Source organism: Spirillospora sp. CA-294931 (assembly GCF_050946795.1).
In the GTDB taxonomy this organism is placed as follows: Bacteria; Actinomycetota; Actinomycetes; order Streptosporangiales; family Streptosporangiaceae; genus Spirillospora.
In genome coordinates this window covers 72,506-92,466 of record NZ_CP192006.1, presented here as the reverse complement: position 1 = coordinate 92,466, position 19,961 = coordinate 72,506, and the positions used below count along the sequence as shown (strand labels likewise).

Genomic DNA, 19,961 nt, shown 5'->3' with positions numbered 1-19,961 from the left:
TAGCTTCAAGAACACGGCAGCCAGCCGGTTCCCAGATCCATCCCGGCTGTACCGCCCCACCTGAACTGTTGAATTTTCAAAGGAGATTGGCCGTGTTCGAACGCATAGCCGAACTGGCGATCCGCCGGTCCAGGCTGGTCCTCGTCATCGCCTTCGTCGCCGTGGCCCTGATGGGCGTCATCGGCGCCGGCGCGTTCGGCAAGCTGAAGGGCGGCGGCTACGACGATCCGGCCTCCCAGGCCTCCCGGGCCACCGAGGCCATCGAGGAGAAGTTCGGCGGGGAGACCAACCTGATCTTCCTCGTCCGCACCCCCGAAGGCCGCGTCGACACACCCACCGCCCGGCAGAGCGGCCAAGCCCTGGTGGCCGAGCTCAAGAAGGACCAGAAGCTCGGAAACGTGATCTCGTACTGGGACGCGGACACCCCCGCGCTCCGTTCCAAGGACGGCCGCGAGGCCATGGTGCTCGCCCACGTCAAGGGTGACGCCACCCAACGGGACAAGAACGCCAAGGCCGTCATCGACAAGCACACCGGCACCAAGAACGGCTTGAGCGTCAGAGCCGGAGGCGGCGCCGCCATCGGCAACGACATGCAGGCGCAGGTGCCCAAGGACCTCCTCCTGGCCGAGGCCATCGCCATTCCGCTGACCCTCGTGCTGCTCCTGTTCGTCTTCGGCAGCGTGGTCGCGGCCCTGCTCCCGCTGGTCATCGGAACCATAGCCATCCTGGGCACGTTCGCCGAGCTCTCCCTGCTCGGCGGCTCCACCGACGTCGCCATCACCGCGACCAACCTGACCACGGCCCTGGGCCTCGGCCTGGGCATCGACTACGCCCTGCTGATGATCAGCCGGTTCAGGGAACAGCTCGCCGCCGGGCAGAGCGTGGACGACGCCGTCCGGCAAACGGTGCTCACCGCGGGCCGCACGGTCGCCTTCTCCGCCGCCACCGTGGCCGTCGCCCTGGCGGCGCTCCTGGTGTTCCCGCAGTACTTCCTGCGCTCCTTCGGCTACGCCGGGATCGGCGTCGTGGCCATCGCGGCCGTCAGCACCCTGTTCGTGATGCCCGCCCTCTTCGCCGTCCTGGGCCACCGCGTCAACAGCGGACGCCTCCCCTGGGCAAAGCGAGGCACCGCCCGACCCCCCGTGTGGGGACGCCTGGCCCGCACCGTCATGCGACGTCCCGCCCTCACCGCGCTGCCCGTCCTGGCGATCCTCCTCCTGGCCGCGAGCCCGCTCCTGGGCATCACCCTCGGCACACCGGACGAACGCGTCCTGCCCAAGGACGCCGAGAGCCGCCAGGTCACCTCGTCCCTGCGGGCGAACTTCGACGGCAACGACGACGCCGCCATCCACGTCATCATCAACCAGCCCGTGGACAAGACCCCGCTGAACACCTACGCCACCGAACTCTCAAAGCTCAAAGGCGTAACCCGAGTCGAAACGGCCACAGGCACCCACACCAACGGCCAGACCACCCCCGGAAACCCAGCTCTAAGCCGCCCCACCGCACAGCGAATCTCCGTAGTCACCCCCCTGGCCCCCCAATCCAACGAGGCCCAGAACCTGGTCAAGCAGGTAAGGACGGCAACACCGCCCTCCGGCACGCAGACACTGGTAGGCGGAACCAGCGCCGAACTGGTCGACTCCAAAGACTCCATCAGCAGCCGCCTCCCGCTCGCCCTGGGCCTGGTCGCCCTGACCACCTTCCTCCTGCTCTTCCTGTTCACCGGCAGCATCGTGCAGCCCATCCGAGCGCTGGTCCTGAACATGATCAGCCTGGGCGCGACCCTGGGCGTCATGACGTGGATCTTTCAGGACGGCAATCTCTCGTCCGTCCTGGGCGTCACGGCACAGCCGATGGAAGCCTCGATGACCGTGCTGATGTTCTGCATCGCCTTCGGCCTGTCGATGGACTACGAAGTCTTCGTCACCAGCCGGATCAAGGAACTGCACGACCAGGGCGAGGACAACGAGTCCGCCGTCGCCAACGGCCTGGGCCACACGGGCCGCATCGTCAGCGCCGCGGCCCTGCTCCTGGCCGTCAGCTTCTTCGCCTTCGGCACCGCCAAGATCAGCTTCATGCAGATGTTCGGCATCGGCACCGGCCTGGCCATCCTCATCGACGCCCTGGCCGTCCGCGGCATTCTCGTCCCCGCCGCCATGCGCCTCCTGGGCCGCACCGCCTGGTACGCCCCCAAGGCCCTGCGCGCCTTCCACACCCGCTACGGCCTGTCCGAAGGCACCCCGCAGTCAACAACCCCATAACAAACACCAATGTGCCCGCCCCCCACCAGGGAGGCGGGCACAAGGGCGACACACCGAATGCCGGGCCGCAGATCAAAGCCCCCATTGGCCTCAACCCAAATGCGGCAGCAGCCAAAGGATCACCAGAGAAGGACTAAGCTAAAGACGCGAAAGATCCCCAAGAACAAAGCCACCGGGCATCCTGGGGGGCGTGGGGGGAGACCCCCACCCCGGGGGGTCCGGGGGGTCGCCCCCCCGGGCAAACACAACGAGAGCCAGCGGGGAAGCGACGAGTCGCGACCACACTGGCTCCATGGATCGAGTGGGCGAGGAGGGATTTGAACCCTCACGTCCTTGCGGACACACGGACCTGAACCGTGCGCGTCTGCCGTTCCGCCACCCGCCCGGGTGCCGATCCCGTTTCCGGGTGCTCGAAAAGGCTAGCACGGTCGAAGCAGTGGTTAGGTGTCCAGATACTTCGAGCGAACCTTGTCACCGATACGATCGTCTATCAGTGGGGAGAGGAGGTGCCCGTGGGCGTCATTCAGCGCTTCGAGCGACGGCTCGAGGGCATGGTCGAAGGAGCCTTCGCCCGGGCCTTCAAGTCCGAGCTGCAGCCTGTCGAGGTCGCCAGTGCCGTTCAGCGCGAGATGGACGATCGCGCGGCGATCGTGGCCCAGGGCCGCACGCTGGTGCCCAACGACTTCGTCGTTGAGATCTCCCAGCAGGACGGGCAGAGGCTTCAGGTCTACGCCGACAGTCTGAGCCAGGAGCTGGCCAATCTCGCGCGCGAGTACGCGAAGGAACAGGGGTACTCCTTCGTGGGGCCCGTGCGCGTCCGTTTCGAGAACGCCGGCGACCTGGCCACCGGGATGTTCCGCATCCGCTCAGGCGTGATCCGCGGTTCGACCGTGGAGGGCGGGGAGATCCGCCAGCCCGTGAGCGACGTCCCTCAGGGGGGCCGCAGCGGGACGTTCGGCGGGCATCCCCGGCTGCTGGTCACCACGGCCCTTGAGGGCGCCGAGGCCACCCAGCGCACGTATGAGATCAATACTCCGGTCACCCTGCTGGGGCGCGGCACCGACTGCGACCTGCGCCTCGTGGATCCCGGCGTGTCTCGACACCATGCCGAGATCCGTGTAGAAGGTCCCGAAATCGTCCTCGTGGATCTAGGGTCGACCAACGGCTCCTTTGTGAACGGACAGCCGATTCGCCGGGTTACGCTCGTCGACGGCTCCCGCGTCACCATGGGGCGCACGACACTCGTGTTCCGCCGCGATAGGGAGTAACCCCGACTCCGATGTCCCCATTCACCCTTACGCTGATCAAGCTGGCGTTCCTCGCGGTGCTCTGGCTCTTCGTCATCGCGGCCGTCGGCGTGATCCGGGCCGACATGTTCGGCTCGAAGGCGGCCACGCGAGCCGCACAGCAGCCCCGTCCGCCCAAGCCCGCGAAGGCGGCCGCCAAGCCGCCGCGCGCGGCGCAGCGCAGCGCTCCGCACCAGATGGTCGTGGTGCAGGGCGAACGCGCGGGCACCGTCATCGACCTGACCGGGGTGCCCATCACCATCGGTCGGGCGAATGACTCCACGCTCGTGGTGACCGACGACTACGCTTCGAGCCGGCATGCCCGACTTTTCGCGCAGGACGGTCAATGGATCGTGGAAGACCTCGGTTCGACTAATGGGACCTATCTCGGCCGCACCAAGGTGACCCGGCCCATGCCGGTGCCGCCCGGGGTGCCGGTCCGAATCGGCAAGACCGTGATCGAGCTGCGCAAATGAGCCTCGGAATCCGATATGCCGCGCGCTCCGACGTGGGCATGCTGCGCGAGGGCAACGAAGACTCGGCCTACGCGGGCTCGCACCTGCTCGCCGTCGCCGACGGCATGGGCGGGCACGTCGGCGGCGAGATCGCCAGCGCCGCGGCCATCGCCGAGCTGCGCAAGCTCGACAAGGATCTGCCCGCGAACGAGCTGCTCGCCGCGCTGGAGCACACGGTCAAGTCGGCCAACGACAACCTGCACCGGATCGTGGAGTCGGATCCGGCCCTGCAGGGCATGGGCACCACGCTCACCGCGATGCTGTGGGCGGGCAACCAGATCGCGCTGGTCCATATCGGCGACTCGCGCGCGTACCTGCTGCGCGACGGCAGCCTGTTCCAGATCACCCACGACCACACGCTGGTGCAGTCGCTGGTGGACGAGGGCCGCATCAGCCCGGACGAGGCCGCCTCGCATCCGCAGCGCTCGCTGCTGCTGCGCGCCCTCGACGGGCGGGGCGAGGTCGATCCCGACCTCTCGCTGCGCGACGCCAAGCTCGGCGACCGTTACCTGCTGTGCTCCGACGGCCTGTCCGGCGTGGTCACCGCGGAGACGATCTTCCAGGTCCTGACCGACGTCGACGACCCCGAGCAGTCCGTCCGGCAGCTGATCGACCTGGCCAACCGCGGCGGCGGGCCCGACAACATCACCTGTGTGGTCGCCGACGTCGTCGAGGTCGGCCAGCAGCCGCCGCCGTCCGGCGGCCAGGCCGTCGGCGCGGCGGCGAACGCGACGCCGCCCTCGCCGCCCGGCGCGGCGCCCCCGGCCGACACCCCGGCCGGACGCGCGGCCCAGCTGCGCGAGACGGCGCCCCAGCCCCAGATCGCCGTGGACGAGATGCCGCCGCCCCCGCCCGCCCCCATGGGCGGCCCGGCACCGGGCGCGACCATGCCCGACCCCGGCGCCGAGGTCCGGATGAGGCGCCGGTCAGGCGGCGGGCTCCGCAAGTGGACGTGGCTCATCGTGGCGGCGGGCGTGGCCGTGGTGGCCATCGCCGCCGTCGCCTTCGTGAGCCTCCAGTCGATCCGCGACGGTTACTACGTCGGCGAAGAGAAGGGGACCGTCGTCCTCTACCGGGGCATCAACCAGGACGTCCCGCTCATCTCGATGTCCCGCAGGGCCGACGTCAAAGACCAGCCCAAGCTCCCGATCCCGGTGGCCGAGCTGCCCAAGAACATGCAGGACCAGGTCAAGAAGACCTACGACGTGAAGGGCCCCGAGGGCCTCCGGGAGCTGGAGAAGGCCGTCTGCCGGTACGTCATCGCCGAGGAGAAGGGCAAGCTGGCGCTCCAGCGCGTCTGCCAGAACGGCACGGTCGTCCAGAAGCTCACGGGCGCGCCGGGCGTCGCCACGGCCGACCTCCCCATCCCCGACGCGAACGCGGTCAAGGCCGGGACGCCGAAGTTCGTGACCAGGCAGCAGGCGGACGAACGACTGAAGGTCCTGGGCGAGCGCGCGGCGTTGTGCAAGAGCAACGCCCCGGTGCAGGAGTGTCCGAACGGGGGTAAGCCCTAGATGGCCTCGATCGGGGAGCAGATCCGGGCGCAGATCCCGTACCAGCGGCGCAACGCGGCCTCGCTCACGCTGCTCGTCTTCGCGATGGTGCTGACGCTGTCGGCGTTCGCCGAGGTCGGCCTCGCGCGTGACGGCGTCATCCCACCAGGCCTCTTCCTCTACGGCGGCGGGCTGACCGTCCTGGCGATCGCGTCCTTCTTCGTCCAGACGAAGTTCGCGCCCTACGCCGACCCGCTGCTGCTGCCGCTGGCGGTGGCGCTGAACGGTATCGGCCTGGCGATGATCTACCGGCTCGACCTCGACACCAGCCTGGTCAAGATCAAGGCACAGGCGGCGCTTCCCGCCACCAAGAAGCTGGCCGAGGACGAGGCGTCGGCGTCCGGCCAGCTGATGTGGACGTTCGTCGGCATCGCGCTGTTCGTCGCGGCGATCGTGATCATGCGCGACACCGACAAGCCCGACGCCAAGTTCGCGGTCTCGCCGAAGACCATGCAGCGCTACACCTACCTGGTCGGCCTCTCGGCGATCATCCTGCTGATCCTGCCGATCATCCCGGGGCTGGGCGCCGAGGTGAACGGCGCCAAGGTGTGGATCTTCATCGGGCCGTTCTCGGTCCAGCCCGGCGAGTTCGCCAAGCTGCTGCTCGTCGTCTTCTTCGCGGGCTATCTGGTGAACAAGCGCCAGGCCATGTCGCTGATCGGCAAGAAGATCGGCCCGATCAGCCTGCCCCGGGCCCGCGACCTCGGCCCGATCATGGTGATCTGGGTCTTCTGCCTGGGCGTCCTTTTCATGCAGAAGGACCTCGGGACGGCCCTGCTGTACTTCGGGCTGTTCGTGTCGATGCTCTACATCGCCACGCAGCGCGCCTCCTGGGTGATGATCGGCGTCGGCCTGCTGGCGGTGGGCATCTTCATCGCCACGCTGCTGCCGTTCATGAGCCACGTCAACCAGCGCATCGACATCTGGCAGAACCCCACGCCGTACTTCAACGGCGGCTGCATGGTCGACGACAAGGTCGTCCCGGTCAACCCCGAGACCGACATCTACAAGAAGGAGGCGGCGGCCAACGGCGAACTGGGCGCCGGCTTCCGCGTCTGCGGGAAGATGGGCGGCAAGTACGCCGACAGCGCCCAGCTCATGCAGGGGATGTTCGCGCTCGGTGAGGGCGGCGTGCTCGGCAAGGGGCTCGGCCAGGGCGAGCCGTGGAAGACGCCCCTGTCCTTCAGCGACTTCATCTTCGACTCGATCGGCGAGGAACTCGGGCTGACCGGGTTGATGGTGCTGCTGCTGATCTACGCCCTGATCGTCCAGCGCGGCTTCAAGACGGCCGTCGCGGCACGAGATCCGTTCCTGAAGCTCTTCGCGGGCGGGGTCTCGTTCGTCCTGGCGCTCCAGGTGTTCGTGATCGTCGGCGGGGTCACCAAGCTGATCCCGCTGACCGGTCTGACCACCCCGTTCCTGTCCCAGGGCGGATCCTCGCTGATGGCCAACTGGATCCTCATCGCGATCCTGGTGCGGATGAGCCACGACTCCCGCAAGCCCGCCCCGCAGGCCATCCAGGACGAGGGCATGACCCAGATCGTGAGCACGAGGTGAGGAGGCCGCGATGAACATGGACAAGCCGCTGCGCCGAGTCGCCATCTTCGCCCTGTTGTTGATCTTCGGGCTGATGGCCCAGGTCAACTACGTCCAGGGCACCCAGGCCAAGGCTCTCCAAGACGACCAGAACAACGCGCGCCGGTTCGGCGACATCTTCAAGTACCCCCGAGGCAAGATCCTCGCCGGTGACCTGACGCTCGTCGACTCCACCGAGCACAAGAACAGCACCCCCAAGTACGGCCGCAAGTACGCCGAGGGGCCGGTCTTCGCCCCGATCACGGGCTTCTTCAACGGCGGCGCCTCGGGCCTTGAGCTGTCCTACAACTCGCTGCTGAGCGGGCGCGACAAGCGCCTGACCACCCAGCGCTGGTTCGACTCCCTGATCGGCAAGAAGCCCGAGGGCGCCGACATCGAGACCACCATCGACCCCGAGGCCCAGCGCGTCGCCTACAAGGCGCTCCAGGCCAGCACCACGCGCCGCGCCGCGGCCGTGGTGATGGACGTCAAGACCGGCGCGATCAAGGTCATGGCGTCCTACCCCTCGTTCGACCCGAACTCCTTCGCCCCGCAGACCAAGGAGGCGGGCGCCAAGAAGTTCGAGGCGCTCAACAAGGACCGCAACCTGCGTCCGGCGGTCAACAAGGTCCTGCACGACAACGTCGCGCCCGGCTCGTCCTTCAAGGCCCTGATCGCCGCGTCCGCGCTGGCCAACGGGATCAACAAGGACAGCAACGTCCCCGCCCCCTCGGCCTACAAGCTGCCCGGCACCTCCATCGACCTGCCCAACAGCCACGAGGGCGGCGCCTGCGGCGGCCTGGGCACCGCGTCCCTGATCGCCACCTTCGCCGAGTCGTGCAACACCACCTTCGGCATCCTCGGCGCCGAGCGCCTGGGCCCGGACAAGGTCATCGCCACGGCCAAGAAGTTCGCCTACGACCAGCGGATCGAGATCGAGCCCGACCTGAAGTCGGTCAAGAGCGCCTTCCCCAAGGCCGACGGCGCCCAGACCGCGCTGGCGTCCATCGGCCAGGGCAGCAACGTCGCGACCCCGCTGCACATGTGCCTGATCGCCGCCGCCGCCGGCAACGACGGCAAGATCATGAAGCCGTACCTGGTGCAGAAGGTCCGCGCCAAGGACCAGAGCGTCGTCGAGGAGGCCTCGCCCAAGGAACTGGCCAAGGCGATGAACGAGGACCAGGCGGGTCAGCTCGCCGACATGATGCGGCAGGTCGTCACCGACGGCACCGGCAAGGCCCTGCGCCAGTTCAACATCGCCGGCAAGACCGGAACCGCCGACATCGACGGCGTCGAGTTCAACAACCGCTGGTTCGTCGGCTTCTCCCCGATCGAGAAGCCCCGGTACGCCTTCGCCGTCTGGACCCAGGGCGACGGCTCCGGTGGCGAGTTCGCCGGTCCGATCGCCGGCAAGATCATGCAGGCGGTCCGCAAATGACCCGCGCCGAGGAGACCCGGTGACACCCCACCCCGCGGACCGGTCGCCCGGGCGACCGGTCCGGGCCACGACATCCCGAGCCGGGACGAGTTTCGGCGGATGGGTCACGCCTGGCTGGGTAGGTGGGGCGACGTGGGTCGGCTCGGCGGAGTCGGACGGTGGTGGCATGGCGGACTTCGGAGAACGACTGAGCGGTGCTCTGCGGCCCCTGGCGGCCGAGCGATCGGCTTTGCTCGGATTTGACGCCAGGGGCACGGCGGATACGCTCTCCGGCAGGGGAGTGACCGAGCAGCGACGCCCGGCACACGTGGACCACCACGCGCTGCCGCCCGGCGCCGGTGACGCGTCCGGCTCCTTTGCCCGGGACAACCGGGAGCGATCGACGGCCGCACCTCCCGGTGACGGCGACCCGGCCCCTGAACCCCGCGCATCTCACCCGAGCCGCACGTCAACGCGTGCACGAACCGGCGCGTCCCCTTCTCAGAAGCCAACCAGCAAACCGACCAGGGCGACTCCCAACGCCCCAGAACCGACACCAGCCTCGGCGGAGCGCACCACGACTCCGTCAACTCCGAGCCCGGCTCCCTCGCCCGTACATGGCGGGCGGCTAGGTTCGGAGGACAGGGTGTAGACGTACGAGGGAAAGTGCAGACATGAGTCAACCTCGGCTGCTCGGCGGCCGCTACGAGCTCGATACGGTCATCGGGCGCGGCGGCATGGCCGAGGTCTACCGTGCCCGAGACCGCCGCCTCGATCGTGTCGTGGCGGTCAAGACGCTCCGGTCCGACCTTGCCCGCGACCCCACGTTCCAGGCCCGGTTCCGGCGCGAGGCGCAGTCGGCGGCCTCGCTGAACCACCCGTCGGTCATCGCCGTGTACGACACCGGCGAAGACATGATCAACGATACCTCGATTCCCTACATCGTGATGGAGTACGTCGACGGCAGCACGCTGCGCGACCTCCTGCGCGAGAACCGGGCGCTGCTGCCCGACAAGGCCCTGGAGATCACCGACGGCATCCTGCGGGCGCTCGACTACAGCCACCGCGGCGGCATCGTCCACCGCGACATCAAGCCCGCCAACGTGATGCTCACCCGCGGCCACGAGGTCAAGGTCATGGACTTCGGCATCGCCCGGGCCATGGCCGACTCGGCCGCCACGATGACCCAGACCGCGCAGGTGATCGGCACCGCCCAGTACCTGTCCCCCGAGCAGGCCAGGGGCGAGCGCGTCGACCCGCGCAGCGACATCTACTCCACCGGCTGCGTCCTGTACGAACTGCTGACCGGCAAGCCGCCGTTCACCGGCGACAGCCCCGTGGCGATCGCCTACCAGCACGTCCGGGAGGAGCCCGTCCCGCCGTCCGGGGTCGACCCCGAGATCCCGCAGTGGGCGGACGCCATCGTCCTGAAGGCCATGGCCAAGGACGCCGACCACCGGTACCAGAACGCCACCGAGTTCCGGCAGGAGATCCAGCGGGTCCTCCAGGGCCAGCCGATCGCCTCGACCGCGTCCTCGACGATGCTGATGGGCGCCCAGCACCCGCAGGGCACCCAGGTCATGGGCGCCGTCCCGGGGCGGACGCAGATGCAGCGTCCCACCGGGTACGACCTGCCGCCCGTCCACTACGACGACCGGATGCCCGAGCACGAGCGCGGCGGCTCGGGCAAGAAGATCGCCCTGTGGGTGGCGCTGGCCGTCCTGTTCATCGGCGGCGCGGGCGTCGTGGGCCTGATGATGTCGGGCAACGGCGACAAGGGCCCCGAGCAGGTGTCGATGCCCGCGGTCATCAACGTCTCGCAGGACGTCGCCGAGGCCACGATCAAGAAGGAGGGCCTCACGGTCGGCACGGTGACCCCGGAGTGGGACTCCGAGGTCACCAAGGGCAACGTCATCAGCTCCAACCCGCAGTCCGGCACCAAGGTCAAGAAGGGCACCGCGGTCGCGCTGGTGGTGTCCCGCGGGAAGAAGCCGCCCGAGCTGATCGAGGTTCCGCAGGTCCAGGGCCGCGGCTCGTCCGACGCCGAGGCGATCCTGAAGGCCAAGGGCTTCAAGGTCGTCAAGAAGATGGAGACCAGCGACACGGTCAAGCGCTTCACGGCCATCAGGACCGACCCGCCCGCGGGCGAGAAGCTGAACAAGAAGGCCACCGTCACGCTGATCCTGTCCAACGGGCCCAGCGAGATCCCGGTGCCCGACCTGGTGAACAACAGCCAGCGTTCGGCCTGCGCGAAGCTCAAGCAGCTCAACCTGGTCTGCCAGGTCGTCGTCGACCAGCCGACCCCCGACAAGGCGACGATCCCGCCCGGCTTCGTCTGGATGACCGAGCCTCCCGCCGGCGCCAAGCTGGCCCCCGGCGAAACCGTCAAGATCCATGTCGTGGCCGAACCGTCCGAGTCCCCGCCCCCGACCACGGAGAGCCCGCCTCCCGGCGGCGGCTTCCCCGGCAACGACGACTGACACCAAGAAGGGCCCGCCCCAGGCGGGCCCTTCTTCTGTCCGAGGATCACATCGAGTGACGGGCCTAGCTTCTTCGGCTCCTGATCGTTGAGACGAAGGTTCGCGCTTCCAGGAGGTAGGCCAGGCACGACTCCTCCTCGGGCGCGGGGATCTGGACCCACTCCTTCATCGGACGACCCGGACGTGGCGCGCAGGGAAGGCCCTGCCCGCCGCGGATGAGTTCGTCAACGCGTGGCGCCGGGAGTTTGACCACGAGGTCGGTGGCGGTGGCGAAGGCATAGAACTTGCCGCCCGTCTTGAGACCCGGAGCGTGGAGCATCCGCCCCTCCTCGTCGCCGGGATGGCTGGTGAGCACTCGGTCCCGCACCACCGCGAAGACCTGGTCGGCGAAGTGATCTGGGGGCGTCGGCATGTCAGGGCCGCCTCTCGTCGGGTGTCGTCGCGGCCGCCTGTCGAAACTGGTCGAGACGCCGCTCGCGGTGCCGTCGTTCCGGGTCGGTCGCCGGCCCGCGAAGGGACGCGGTGAGCTCTTCGACCGCCTCGGCGTACAGGCCCTGGCGGGCGAGGAGCTCGGCGCGAACCGCGTGCCATCGGGGGCTGGGCGGCAAGTCGGCCAGCAGGGCGAGACCGGTCGCGGCCCCGCCCGCCTCGGCCGCCGCGACGACCCGGCCCAGGTCGGCGCCGTGGCTGGGAGCGATCGAGACGAGCAACTCGTAGAGCCGCCGGATCTCGTCCCAGTCGGTGTCGTTGTAGCAGCGGGCCCGGGCGTGTTCGGCGGCGATGGCGGCCTGGAGCTGGTAGGGGTCGGCCTGCCGGTCGGTTCGGCGCAGCGAGTCGTTCAGCAGCTCGATGCCGCGGGCGATCGCCGCCGCGTCCCACTGGCCGCGATCCTGCCGGTCGAGGGTGATGACGTCACCGTGTTGGCCGAGCCGGGCGGGCCGTCGGGCCTCGGTGAGCAGCAACAGCGCCAGGACGGCGGCGGGCATCGGCTGGTCCGGGAGCAGCTCGTGCAGGAGTTCGGCCAGCCGGACCGCTTCGGCGCATGCTTCCACGTCGTAGGCGGCTCGGCCCTCCACGGGCGTGTGACCGGCGGTGTAGAGGCTGTGGATCACCGCGCACACCGCCGGGAGCCGGTCGGCCAGTTCGTCGCCGGTCGGGACCCGGTAGGGGATGTGGGCCGCGCTGATCTTCTGCCGGGCCCGGGTCAGGCGCCTGGTCGTGGCGGCCTCGGTGGTCAGCAGAACGTCGGCGATCTGGGCCGGGGCCAGGCCGCACAGCGTTCGCAGGGCGAGCGCGACCCGGGTCGGCGGGGACAGGGACGGGTGGCAACAGGTGAAGATCAGCCGCAGCAGGTCGTCGTGCACGACCTCGTCCGGTGGAAGGTCGGGCTTGACGAGTTCGCTCATCCGCTGCGCGTCGCGTTCCTTGACGGGACGGGCCCGCTCGCGCCGCAGGATGTCGATCGCCTTTCTGCGGGCCGTGACCGTGAGCCAGGCGCGCGGCCGCGGCGGTACCCCGGTCACCGGCCAGGCGCCGAGGGCCGCCAGGGTCGCCTCCTGCACGGCGTCCTCGGCGATCCGCACGTCGCCGACCGTCCGGATCAGGGTCGCGAGGATGCGCGCGCCCTCGATCCGGACCGTCTCGGCGAGCGTGTCGTGCTCGGGGACCACGATCGCTACTTGGCGATGATGACCGGGCGCACTTCGACGGCACCGCCCCAGGCCGCGGGGATCTCGGCCGCGATCCGCACCGCCTCGTCCAGATCGGCGGCCTCGAGCAGGTAGTACCCGGTCAGCGCCTCCTTGGTCTCGGCATAGGGCCCGTCGGTGGTGACCACCTTCCCGCCACGAGCCCCTTCCACCCGGACGACCGTGGCGGTGCCGGTCGGGTGCAGAACGGCACTGGCCTGGACGCTCTCGGCGTGGTCCACCCCGAACCGGCGATATTCGGCCAGCTCGTCGGCTTGCTCGGGCGCCCACCAATCCACGTCCGCGGTGTAGGTCAACGCGAGGTACTGCGGCATGGGAATCTCTCCTTCGTTTCGGGGCCTCCTGGAATCTTCAGGAACTGAACGAACGGACGGCCCCCAGAAGGACATCCCCGAATCACCGATCTTGCCCCAACCTTCGAGGCCGGGGTCAGCGGAGGATGTCGGTGGCCTTGTGGTCCGGAGAGACGCCGGGGAGGACGATGAGGTCGCCGGCGGAATTGTCGGTGCGCAGGGGGAGGATGGCCTGGTATTCGGGGGAGTCGTACCAGGCGCGGAGCGCGTCCATGTCGGGGAACTCCACAACGACGGGAACGCCCTTCCAGGTGCCCTCGACGACCTCGGGCTCGGCGCCGTGGATCAGGAAACGGCCCTCGTAGGGCTTCAGCGTGGCGTCGATGCGCTCCAGGTACTCCACGATTCCGGGGCCGATGCGGACGTCCCACAGGTTCGCGATGACGTAGGCGGTCATGTCGTCCTCCAGCATCCTCGTCCGGCGCGCTCTGCGCCTGCTGACGCCTTCAGTTTCGCGGGTGGGCCGCGCCACGGCGATGACGTGAGGGGTAATGGGCCGGATTACCCCGTGACTCTTTCGCGGCGGAAGCCCTCGCGGAAGGCCGGGACGAGGGCGGCCAGCGCGATCAGCAGGCCGATGACCTGAAGAACGCTGCCGAGGAACGTGACGGTGTCGCCCGGGGTGGTGAGCTGGTCGCGGAAGCTCTCGGCGACGCTGCCGCCCACGCCGAGGAACAGGGTGACCAGGGTGGCCAGGACGAGGACCCACCGCCAGGACGAGAAGAGCAGCAGCAGGGTCGGGACGCCGAGGATGATCAGGCCGGGCGGGACGGTGGGGTAGTCGGCACCCCCGGCGATCTGGATCGGGATGGATGTCGTCGCGATCGCGAGCCCGGCGCCGAGGGTCCGGCGGACGGGCAGCGAGGTCATGGTGAGTGCCATGGCCCCATGGTTGGAAAGAGGTGTGGCCGCCGTCGTCCCATGGGGGGAGACACCTGGCGTACGCAGCTGGGCGTAGGCCGATGGGCATGAGAGAGGGCTTCCGCCACTCGGGGGCAATGGCGGAAGCCCTCATCATGTCTTCGGTTCAGGTGGCCGGGATGTTACGGACTTTCCATGAGATTTTTCCCGCAATCCGGTGAACGGGACGCGGCGGGGCGGGTCATACGGTAGAGACGCAGGTCGCGAGCCAGTTGCCGAGGAGGGCGTGGCCGCCTTCCGACAGGACCGATTCGGGATGGAACTGCACGCCCTCGATGGGACGGGTGCGGTGGCGCAGGCCCATGATCACGCCCCCCGGGGTGCGGGCGGTGACCTCCAGGACGTCGGGGACGGTCGCGGGCTCGACCGCGAGCGAGTGGTAGCGGGTCGCGGAGATCGGGTTCGGGAGCCCGGCGAAGACGCCGCGGCCGTCGTGGTCGATCGCGCTGACGTATCCGTGGACGAGTTCGGGCGCGCGGGACGTCCGGGCGCCGTAGACGTGGCCGATCACCTGGTGGCCTAGGCAGACGCCGAGCAGGGGCGTGCCGCGCCGCTCGGCGTCGCGGACGAGGTCGAGGCAGACACCGGCGTCGGCGGGATGGCCCGGGCCGGGGCTGAGCAGGACGCCGTCGGCCTCGGCGGCGTCGGCCGGGACGACGTCCGAGCGGTCCTTGACGGTGCAGACGGCGCCCAGCTCCAGGAGGTACTGGACGATGTTGAAGACGAAGCTGTCGTGGTTGTCGACGACCAGAACCCGCACGCGGTCAGCTCCGGGGCGCGGGGGACGTGGGCGTGCCGTCGACGACGCCGTGGTCGAACTGGAGCTTGGGCTCGGCCCACGGGAACACGACGTACCAGAGGACGGCCGCCAGGGCGACGACCAGCGCCGCGGCGATGGCGGCCTTGGTCTGCCACTGGCCCGGCAGCCGGCGCCAGATCCAGGAGTACATGGGCGCTCTCCTACTTCGCTCCGGCGCGCGGCACGGCCGCGACCAGCTCACCAAAGATGATCATGCGTTCGGCGGCGGAGTACTTGGGGTGGCAGGTGGTCAGCGTGATGAGGCGCTTGCTCGGCTTCTTCTTCGGGTCGAACGGGACGGGGGCGGTGACCTCGACGGCGTCCGGCTTGACGATCCTGCGGTCGCTGACGCGGTACTCGTACTGCTGCTCGCGCGTGTCGATCAGGATCTTGTCGCCCTTGCGCAGCTCGCCCGCGCGGTTGAAGGGCGCCGAGTAGGTCGTCCGGTGGCCGGAGACCACGAAGTTGCCGACCTGGCCCGGCATCGCGCTGCCCGGGTAGTGGCCCGGCCCCTTGCGCAGGTCGGACGGCTGGACGCCCTCGATGATGACGAACCGGAAGTCGCTCCCGAACCGGGGAACCCTGATCAGCGCCAGGCCCTTGCCGAGCTTCACGCGCTCGGTGGTGACCTTGGGCGCCTGCCAGGACTTCATCATCTCCTTGCCCAGGACGTCCTGCTGCGCCTTGGTGTACCGGCCGGTCCCCCACAGCTCGTAGGTGACGAACAGGAGCACCACCAGACCCGCGGTGATGCACAGCTCGCCGAGGCCACGGATCACCACCCGCACCTGTGTTACCTCCTAGGGGGACTCCGCCGGAACCTTCGCGTGGTTCATCGTGACGCTTCCGGTGTAGGCCGGGAGCGTGACCCGGTCGACGGTGTTCACCGAATAACCGAGCCCGTATTCCTGGACGTACTTCTTGTAGATCGCGATTTCGGGGGAGGCGTCCAGCGCGGCGCGCAGCCGTGCCGCGTCCCCGACCGCGGTGATCCGGAACGGCGGCGAGTAGACGACCCCCTGCAGGATCAGCGTATTGCCCACGCAGCGCACGGCGCTGGTCGAGATCACACGTTGGTCCATGATTTGCATTCCGGTGGCACCACCGGCCCACAGGGCGTTCACGACGGCCTGGACGTCGGCCTGGTGGACGACGAGATCGTCGGGATTGGCGTCGTCCCGGTGGGTCTGCGGCGCGTCGTCCAGGGCGACCCGGACGGCCGTTCCGCGCAACGGGGCGAATCCGGAGCTCGCGGCGATGCGGTCGGCGCGGGCCTGGGCGTCCTTGACGCGGGCGTCGCGGCGTCCGGCCTGCCGGGACACGGCGTCGACCTCGCGGCGAAGCCGCTGGTAGTCGGCCCGTCCCTCGCGGGTGCGGCGCTGCTCGGCGGCGATCAGCTCGGTGACGCGGGTGCGGCCTTCCTCGCGCAGGTCGGTACCGCGGGCCGTGCTCGCGCTCGCCGCGAACAGGGTTCCCGCGACAAGCGTGAGGGCTGGGATGATGCTTCCCCACGTCCGACGTCGTACGCTGCTCACCAGCGACTACGCTAACCGACAAAACACCCACTCGCGGACCGGCACTCCGGCCGTGGCCCGCCCGAGGAGATCGAACCAACCGTGGCCAAGTCCAAAGTGCGCAAGAAGGCGGTCTACACCCCGCCGCAGAAGTCCCAGGCACCGCAGGTCAGCCCGCGTTGGCTGGTGCCGACGATGGTCGCCCTCTGGCTGGTCGGCCTGGCCTGGATCGCGACGTTCTACGTGACGGCGAGCACGAACACGGACGTCCCGTTCATGAGCGACCTGCAGAACTGGAACCTGGGCATCGGGTTCGCCGCGATCATCCTCGGCGTGATCCTCTCCACTCGCTGGCGCTGACCCGGCCGGGGTTATCCACAGCCGACGCTTGGCTGGCGTGGATTTTCCCCAGCTTTTCCACAGCCGCCCGCCCAGGCGTGCAGCGGGGTGCCGGCCGTCCACCCGGACGGCCGGCACCCCGCTGAGTCATGCCCGCCGGTGCTCTACAGCGAGTTGACGGTGACCTGGGAGGTCTTCACGACCACCAGCGTCACCAGGATGACCAACATGATCACCGGGGCCGCGACGTGCACCAGCTGGCGCCGGGCCTCCGGCGCGTAGGCGTAGGCGGCCGCCAGGATCGCGCCGACGACCAGGCCGCCGACGTGTCCCTCCCATGAGATCCCCGGCACGGTGAACGTCAGCAGCAGGTTCAGGCCGAGCAGGAAGACGATCGGGCCGACCGGCCCGCCCATCTTCTTGCCGATCACGAAGAACGCCCCGAACAGGCCGAAGATCGCCCCGGAGGCGCCCACCGCCGCGTCACCCGGATCGACCAGGTACAGCAGGACCGAGCCCCCCAGGCCCGACAGCAGGAACAGCGCCAGGAACCGCCAGCGTCCCAGCACCTGTTCGAGCGCCGGGCCGATCGCCCACAGCGCCCACATGTTGAACAGGATGTGGGTGACGCCGAACGACCCGCCGTTGGTGGGCCGCTGGTGCAGGAAGATCGAGCTGAACAGGCGGTACCACTCGCCCTCGGCCACGCCCGCCAGACGGCCGTCCGCCGTGACGCCGATGCCGACCATCATGAAGTCGCGCACGACCTCGACCGAGGCCAGCTCGATCAGGTAGACCGCCACGCAGATGCCGATGAGCGCGTAGCTCACCACCGGCACCGCCGACGTCGCCACCGGGGCGCCCAGCGTCGTGCGGGGCTGCCGCACGGACTTGTTGCCCTCGGCGACGCATTCGGGGCACTGGTGCCCGACGGCCGCCTCGCGCATGCACTCCGGGCAGATGTGCCGCTCGCAGCGCGTACAGCTCACGTACGTCTCGCGACCCGGATGCCGGTAGCAGGTCGGCACCGAGGTCTCGGGCGCGGGGTTGTGCTCTGTGCTCATGTGGCGGCTCCGTCGGGGCCCTGGGCGGGGACTCTCTACCTTGTACTACGACTGACGGCGCTCGATCGTCACCGACTGCACGACCACGTCGGTCTCGGGCCGGTCACCGGACGCGGTGGGGGTGTTGGCGATGGCGTCCACGACGTCGGTGCCCTCGACGACCTTGCCGAAGATCGTGTGCTTGTTGGTGAGGTGCTGCACATTGCCGATGTTGTCGGTCGTGATGAAGAACTGCGACCCGTTGGTGCCCGGCCCGGCATTGGCCATCGCCAGCAGGTAGGGCTTGTTGAACTTCAGGCTCGGGTGGAACTCGTCCTTGAACTCGTAGCCGGGGCCGCCGCGTCCGCTGCCCAGCGGGTCGCCGCCCTGGATCATGAAGGACGGGATCACGCGGTGGAAGACGGTGCCGCTGTACAGGGGCACTCCGGTCTTGGTCTGGCCCGACGCGGGGTCCTTCCAGGGCCGCGTGCCCTCGGCCAGGCCGACGAAGCTCTCGACGGTGACCGGCGCCTCCGCCGGGAAGAGCTGAACCACGATCTTGCCGAGCGACGTGTTGAACGTCGCGAACATTTCCTCAGCCACCTTGGGGCCGCCTCCTCGTCAGAACGAGCGTACGTTGGGAATGCGAGCCCGCCCCCTGATCACGGAATGTGATCGTCCGATCACACGTACAGGGTTTACCTTCCGATCTCTGGGAAGGCTGCTTGGCAGGACCTCGCAAACAGGGAGGTTAGCGTGTCCCTAATGATTAGTATCCGCCGGAAGCCGCAGCAGGTCGTTTCACCGCGGCTCGGCCGTGTTCAGGAGGCGTGGCGCCAGGGCGCCCAGAAGTGCCGTGAGGGCGCCTCAGGCACGGCGCAGCGGATGGCGCCGGCGGCGCAGCACGGACGTGACGTCGCCGCCGACCGCGTCCTGGTGGCCCGCGGCTGGGGTGCGCCCCGCCTCAAGCGGGCGGCCCGGTACGTCGAGTCGGACCTGGCGCCCCGTGTGAGCTCGCTCCTGTCGGACGCCGCCCAGCGCGTCGAGCCGGCCAAGCCCGCACGCCGGGGCCGCACCGCGGCCCTGACGATGCTGGCGGGTGTGACGGCCATCGGGTTGGCGGGCGCCGTCATGACGCGTCGCGGCAACAACCGGCTGCTCGCGGAAGACCCGGTCAAGCCGACCGACCCCGAAGTGGCCGAGATGCGAGCCGACGGCCACGTGGCCGCACCCTAGGCCGAACGCGAATCAGGGCCCGGTTCCCCGATGGGGCCGGGCCCTTCGCGCGCACCAAGTGGGCTCCACCTGCTCGCGGTTCCTTTACCACCCGGTACGGTGAACGCCATGTCGCCGAAAGACAGCTTCCCGCGGCACCCGCTGGCCGCCCGGCTGAGGGCCCGGGCCCGCCAGGGGCTGCACGCGGCCGTGCACAGCGGCTGGGAGTGGATCCAGCGTCACGGCGAGATCACCCCGCACACCCCCGGACGCCGCAAGTTCGCCCACCTGGGCCAGGGCGCGTGCATCGGGTTCCCGGTCGGCTCGATCTACGGCGAGCCCTGGATCTCCATCGGCGACCACACGCTGGTCGGGACGCACTGCACGATCGCGGCGGGATTCGTCCCCGGGCTCGACCTCGGCCCCGACGTGGTCATCACGATCGGGTCGAGCTGCTCGCTCGGGCGCGGCACCCACATCGTCGGCCACCAGTCGATCGAGATCGGCAACGACGTCTTCACCGGGCCGAACGTCTACATCACCGACCAGAACCACACCTACGGCGACCTGAAGACGCCCATCGGGCGGCAGTGGCCGGAGAACAAGCCGGTGGTGATCGGCGACGGCTGCTGGATCGGCACGGGCGCGATCATCCTGCCCGGGACGCGCCTGGGACGGAACGTGGCGGTCGCGGGCGGCGCCGTCGTCCGGGGCGAGTTCCCCGACCACTCGGTCATCGGCGGCGTGCCCGCCAAGGTCCTGCGCCACTTCGACGAGGTCACCGGCTGGCAACCGCCCCTGCGCGACCACCCGCTGATCTCCCTGGACGAGCTGGCCGCCCTCTCGGTCGACGGCCTCGAAGGCCTCCAACTCCTCCAGGACCGTCTCCGCGAGGAAACCACCCTCCGCGAGGAAGCCGGCTAACCCCCTCCACGAACGCCAGGCCGGGACGACAGCCCGCTCCCCTCCTGCGCGCCC

Annotated in this window: 21 protein-coding genes and 1 tRNA gene; 10 read left to right on the top strand and 12 right to left on the bottom strand. The window is 69.3% G+C overall.

Translation table 11 applies throughout. The features are described 5' to 3' along the window. Positions 1 to 92: 92 nt before the first annotated feature. Complete coding sequence (locus ACQPY4_RS00460) at positions 93 to 2,264, top strand: MMPL family transporter (protein WP_433331160.1); 2,172 nt, start codon at positions 93 to 95, stop codon at positions 2,262 to 2,264. A gap of 302 nt (positions 2,265 to 2,566) precedes the next feature. Here ACQPY4_RS00460 and ACQPY4_RS00455 read toward each other — a convergent pair. Further along, positions 2,567 to 2,649 (bottom strand) — tRNA-Leu (locus ACQPY4_RS00455). 127 nt (positions 2,650 to 2,776) lie between these two features. Here ACQPY4_RS00455 and ACQPY4_RS00450 point away from each other — a divergent pair. From ACQPY4_RS00450 to pknB, 6 genes are all read left to right on the top strand, one after another. Further along, complete coding sequence (locus ACQPY4_RS00450) at positions 2,777 to 3,532, top strand: FhaA domain-containing protein (RefSeq protein ID WP_433331158.1); 756 nt, start codon at positions 2,777 to 2,779, stop codon at positions 3,530 to 3,532. Between the two features lie 11 nt (positions 3,533 to 3,543). Next, the gene (locus ACQPY4_RS00445) at positions 3,544 to 4,026 is read left to right on the top strand and encodes an FHA domain-containing protein FhaB/FipA (protein ID WP_433331156.1); all 483 of its coding nucleotides are present in this window, start codon (positions 3,544 to 3,546) and stop codon (positions 4,024 to 4,026) included. Further along, a complete protein-coding gene (locus tag ACQPY4_RS00440) occupies positions 4,023 to 5,579 on the top strand; it encodes a Stp1/IreP family PP2C-type Ser/Thr phosphatase (RefSeq protein WP_433331154.1) in 1,557 nt (518 codons plus the stop codon). The genes ACQPY4_RS00445 and ACQPY4_RS00440 overlap by 4 nt, the downstream gene beginning before the upstream one ends. After that, positions 5,580 to 7,175: an FtsW/RodA/SpoVE family cell cycle protein gene (locus tag ACQPY4_RS00435; RefSeq protein ID WP_433331152.1), complete on the top strand. Its 1,596-nt coding sequence runs from the start codon at positions 5,580 to 5,582 to the stop codon at positions 7,173 to 7,175. It abuts the gene before it with no gap. A gap of 10 nt (positions 7,176 to 7,185) precedes the next feature. Further along, a complete protein-coding gene (locus ACQPY4_RS00430; RefSeq protein ID WP_433331150.1) occupies positions 7,186 to 8,631 on the top strand; it encodes a peptidoglycan D,D-transpeptidase FtsI family protein in 1,446 nt (481 codons plus the stop codon). Positions 8,632 to 9,284: 653 nt separating this feature from the next. Beyond that, complete coding sequence (pknB, locus tag ACQPY4_RS00425; RefSeq protein ID WP_433331148.1) at positions 9,285 to 11,090, top strand: Stk1 family PASTA domain-containing Ser/Thr kinase; 1,806 nt, start codon at positions 9,285 to 9,287, stop codon at positions 11,088 to 11,090. A gap of 64 nt (positions 11,091 to 11,154) precedes the next feature. Here pknB and ACQPY4_RS00420 read toward each other — a convergent pair whose 3' ends face one another. The 9 genes from ACQPY4_RS00420 to ACQPY4_RS00380 form a co-directional block, all read right to left on the bottom strand. Then, on the bottom strand, positions 11,155 to 11,502 hold the full coding sequence (locus tag ACQPY4_RS00420; RefSeq protein ID WP_433331146.1) for a hypothetical protein: 348 nt from the start codon (positions 11,500 to 11,502) through the stop codon (positions 11,155 to 11,157). 1 nt (position 11,503) lies between these two features. Further along, positions 11,504 to 12,760, bottom strand: a complete 1,257-nt coding sequence (locus ACQPY4_RS00415) for an RNA polymerase sigma factor (protein ID WP_433331144.1) — start codon at positions 12,758 to 12,760, stop codon at positions 11,504 to 11,506. A gap of 5 nt (positions 12,761 to 12,765) precedes the next feature. Continuing rightward, positions 12,766 to 13,113, bottom strand: coding sequence for a YciI family protein (locus tag ACQPY4_RS00410; protein ID WP_433331142.1), 348 nt, complete (start codon positions 13,111 to 13,113; stop codon positions 12,766 to 12,768). A 115-nt stretch (positions 13,114 to 13,228) separates the two neighbouring features. After that, positions 13,229 to 13,549, bottom strand: coding sequence for a DUF1330 domain-containing protein (locus ACQPY4_RS00405; RefSeq protein ID WP_433331140.1), 321 nt, complete (start codon positions 13,547 to 13,549; stop codon positions 13,229 to 13,231). 104 nt (positions 13,550 to 13,653) lie between these two features. Then, positions 13,654 to 14,034 carry a hypothetical protein gene (locus ACQPY4_RS00400; protein ID WP_433331138.1) on the bottom strand — a complete coding sequence of 127 codons (381 nt, stop codon included), beginning with the start codon at positions 14,032 to 14,034 and terminating at the stop codon, positions 13,654 to 13,656. A 220-nt stretch (positions 14,035 to 14,254) separates the two neighbouring features. Beyond that, positions 14,255 to 14,833, bottom strand: a complete 579-nt coding sequence (locus tag ACQPY4_RS00395; RefSeq protein ID WP_433331136.1) for an anthranilate synthase component II — start codon at positions 14,831 to 14,833, stop codon at positions 14,255 to 14,257. A 4-nt stretch (positions 14,834 to 14,837) separates the two neighbouring features. Next, positions 14,838 to 15,023, bottom strand: coding sequence for a hypothetical protein (locus ACQPY4_RS00390; RefSeq protein ID WP_433331134.1), 186 nt, complete (start codon positions 15,021 to 15,023; stop codon positions 14,838 to 14,840). Positions 15,024 to 15,033: 10 nt separating this feature from the next. Beyond that, positions 15,034 to 15,660, bottom strand: a complete 627-nt coding sequence (locus ACQPY4_RS00385) for a class E sortase (protein WP_433331132.1) — start codon at positions 15,658 to 15,660, stop codon at positions 15,034 to 15,036. Positions 15,661 to 15,672: 12 nt separating this feature from the next. Continuing rightward, positions 15,673 to 16,407, bottom strand: coding sequence for a DUF881 domain-containing protein (locus ACQPY4_RS00380; protein ID WP_433331130.1), 735 nt, complete (start codon positions 16,405 to 16,407; stop codon positions 15,673 to 15,675). Between the two features lie 81 nt (positions 16,408 to 16,488). Between ACQPY4_RS00380 and ACQPY4_RS00375 the strand changes: the two genes are divergently transcribed. Further along, on the top strand, positions 16,489 to 16,746 hold the full coding sequence (locus ACQPY4_RS00375) for a cell division protein CrgA (protein ID WP_433331128.1): 258 nt from the start codon (positions 16,489 to 16,491) through the stop codon (positions 16,744 to 16,746). Between the two features lie 143 nt (positions 16,747 to 16,889). On the opposite strand, the gene ACQPY4_RS00370 is transcribed toward ACQPY4_RS00375, so the two are convergent. Together ACQPY4_RS00370 and ACQPY4_RS00365 are read right to left on the bottom strand one after the other, a co-directional pair. Next, positions 16,890 to 17,789: a rhomboid family intramembrane serine protease gene (locus tag ACQPY4_RS00370; protein ID WP_433331126.1), complete on the bottom strand. Its 900-nt coding sequence runs from the start codon at positions 17,787 to 17,789 to the stop codon at positions 16,890 to 16,892. 45 nt (positions 17,790 to 17,834) lie between these two features. Then, positions 17,835 to 18,359: a peptidylprolyl isomerase gene (locus tag ACQPY4_RS00365; protein ID WP_433339240.1), complete on the bottom strand. Its 525-nt coding sequence runs from the start codon at positions 18,357 to 18,359 to the stop codon at positions 17,835 to 17,837. A gap of 174 nt (positions 18,360 to 18,533) precedes the next feature. Here ACQPY4_RS00365 and ACQPY4_RS00360 point away from each other — a divergent pair, with 174 nt between their 5' ends. Both ACQPY4_RS00360 and ACQPY4_RS00355 read left to right on the top strand, forming a co-directional pair. After that, complete coding sequence (locus ACQPY4_RS00360; protein WP_433331124.1) at positions 18,534 to 19,004, top strand: hypothetical protein; 471 nt, start codon at positions 18,534 to 18,536, stop codon at positions 19,002 to 19,004. Positions 19,005 to 19,112: 108 nt separating this feature from the next. Continuing rightward, entirely contained in the window at positions 19,113 to 19,907 is a 795-nt protein-coding gene (locus ACQPY4_RS00355; protein WP_433331122.1) for an acyltransferase, read from the top strand. Positions 19,908 to 19,961 lie beyond the last annotated feature (54 nt).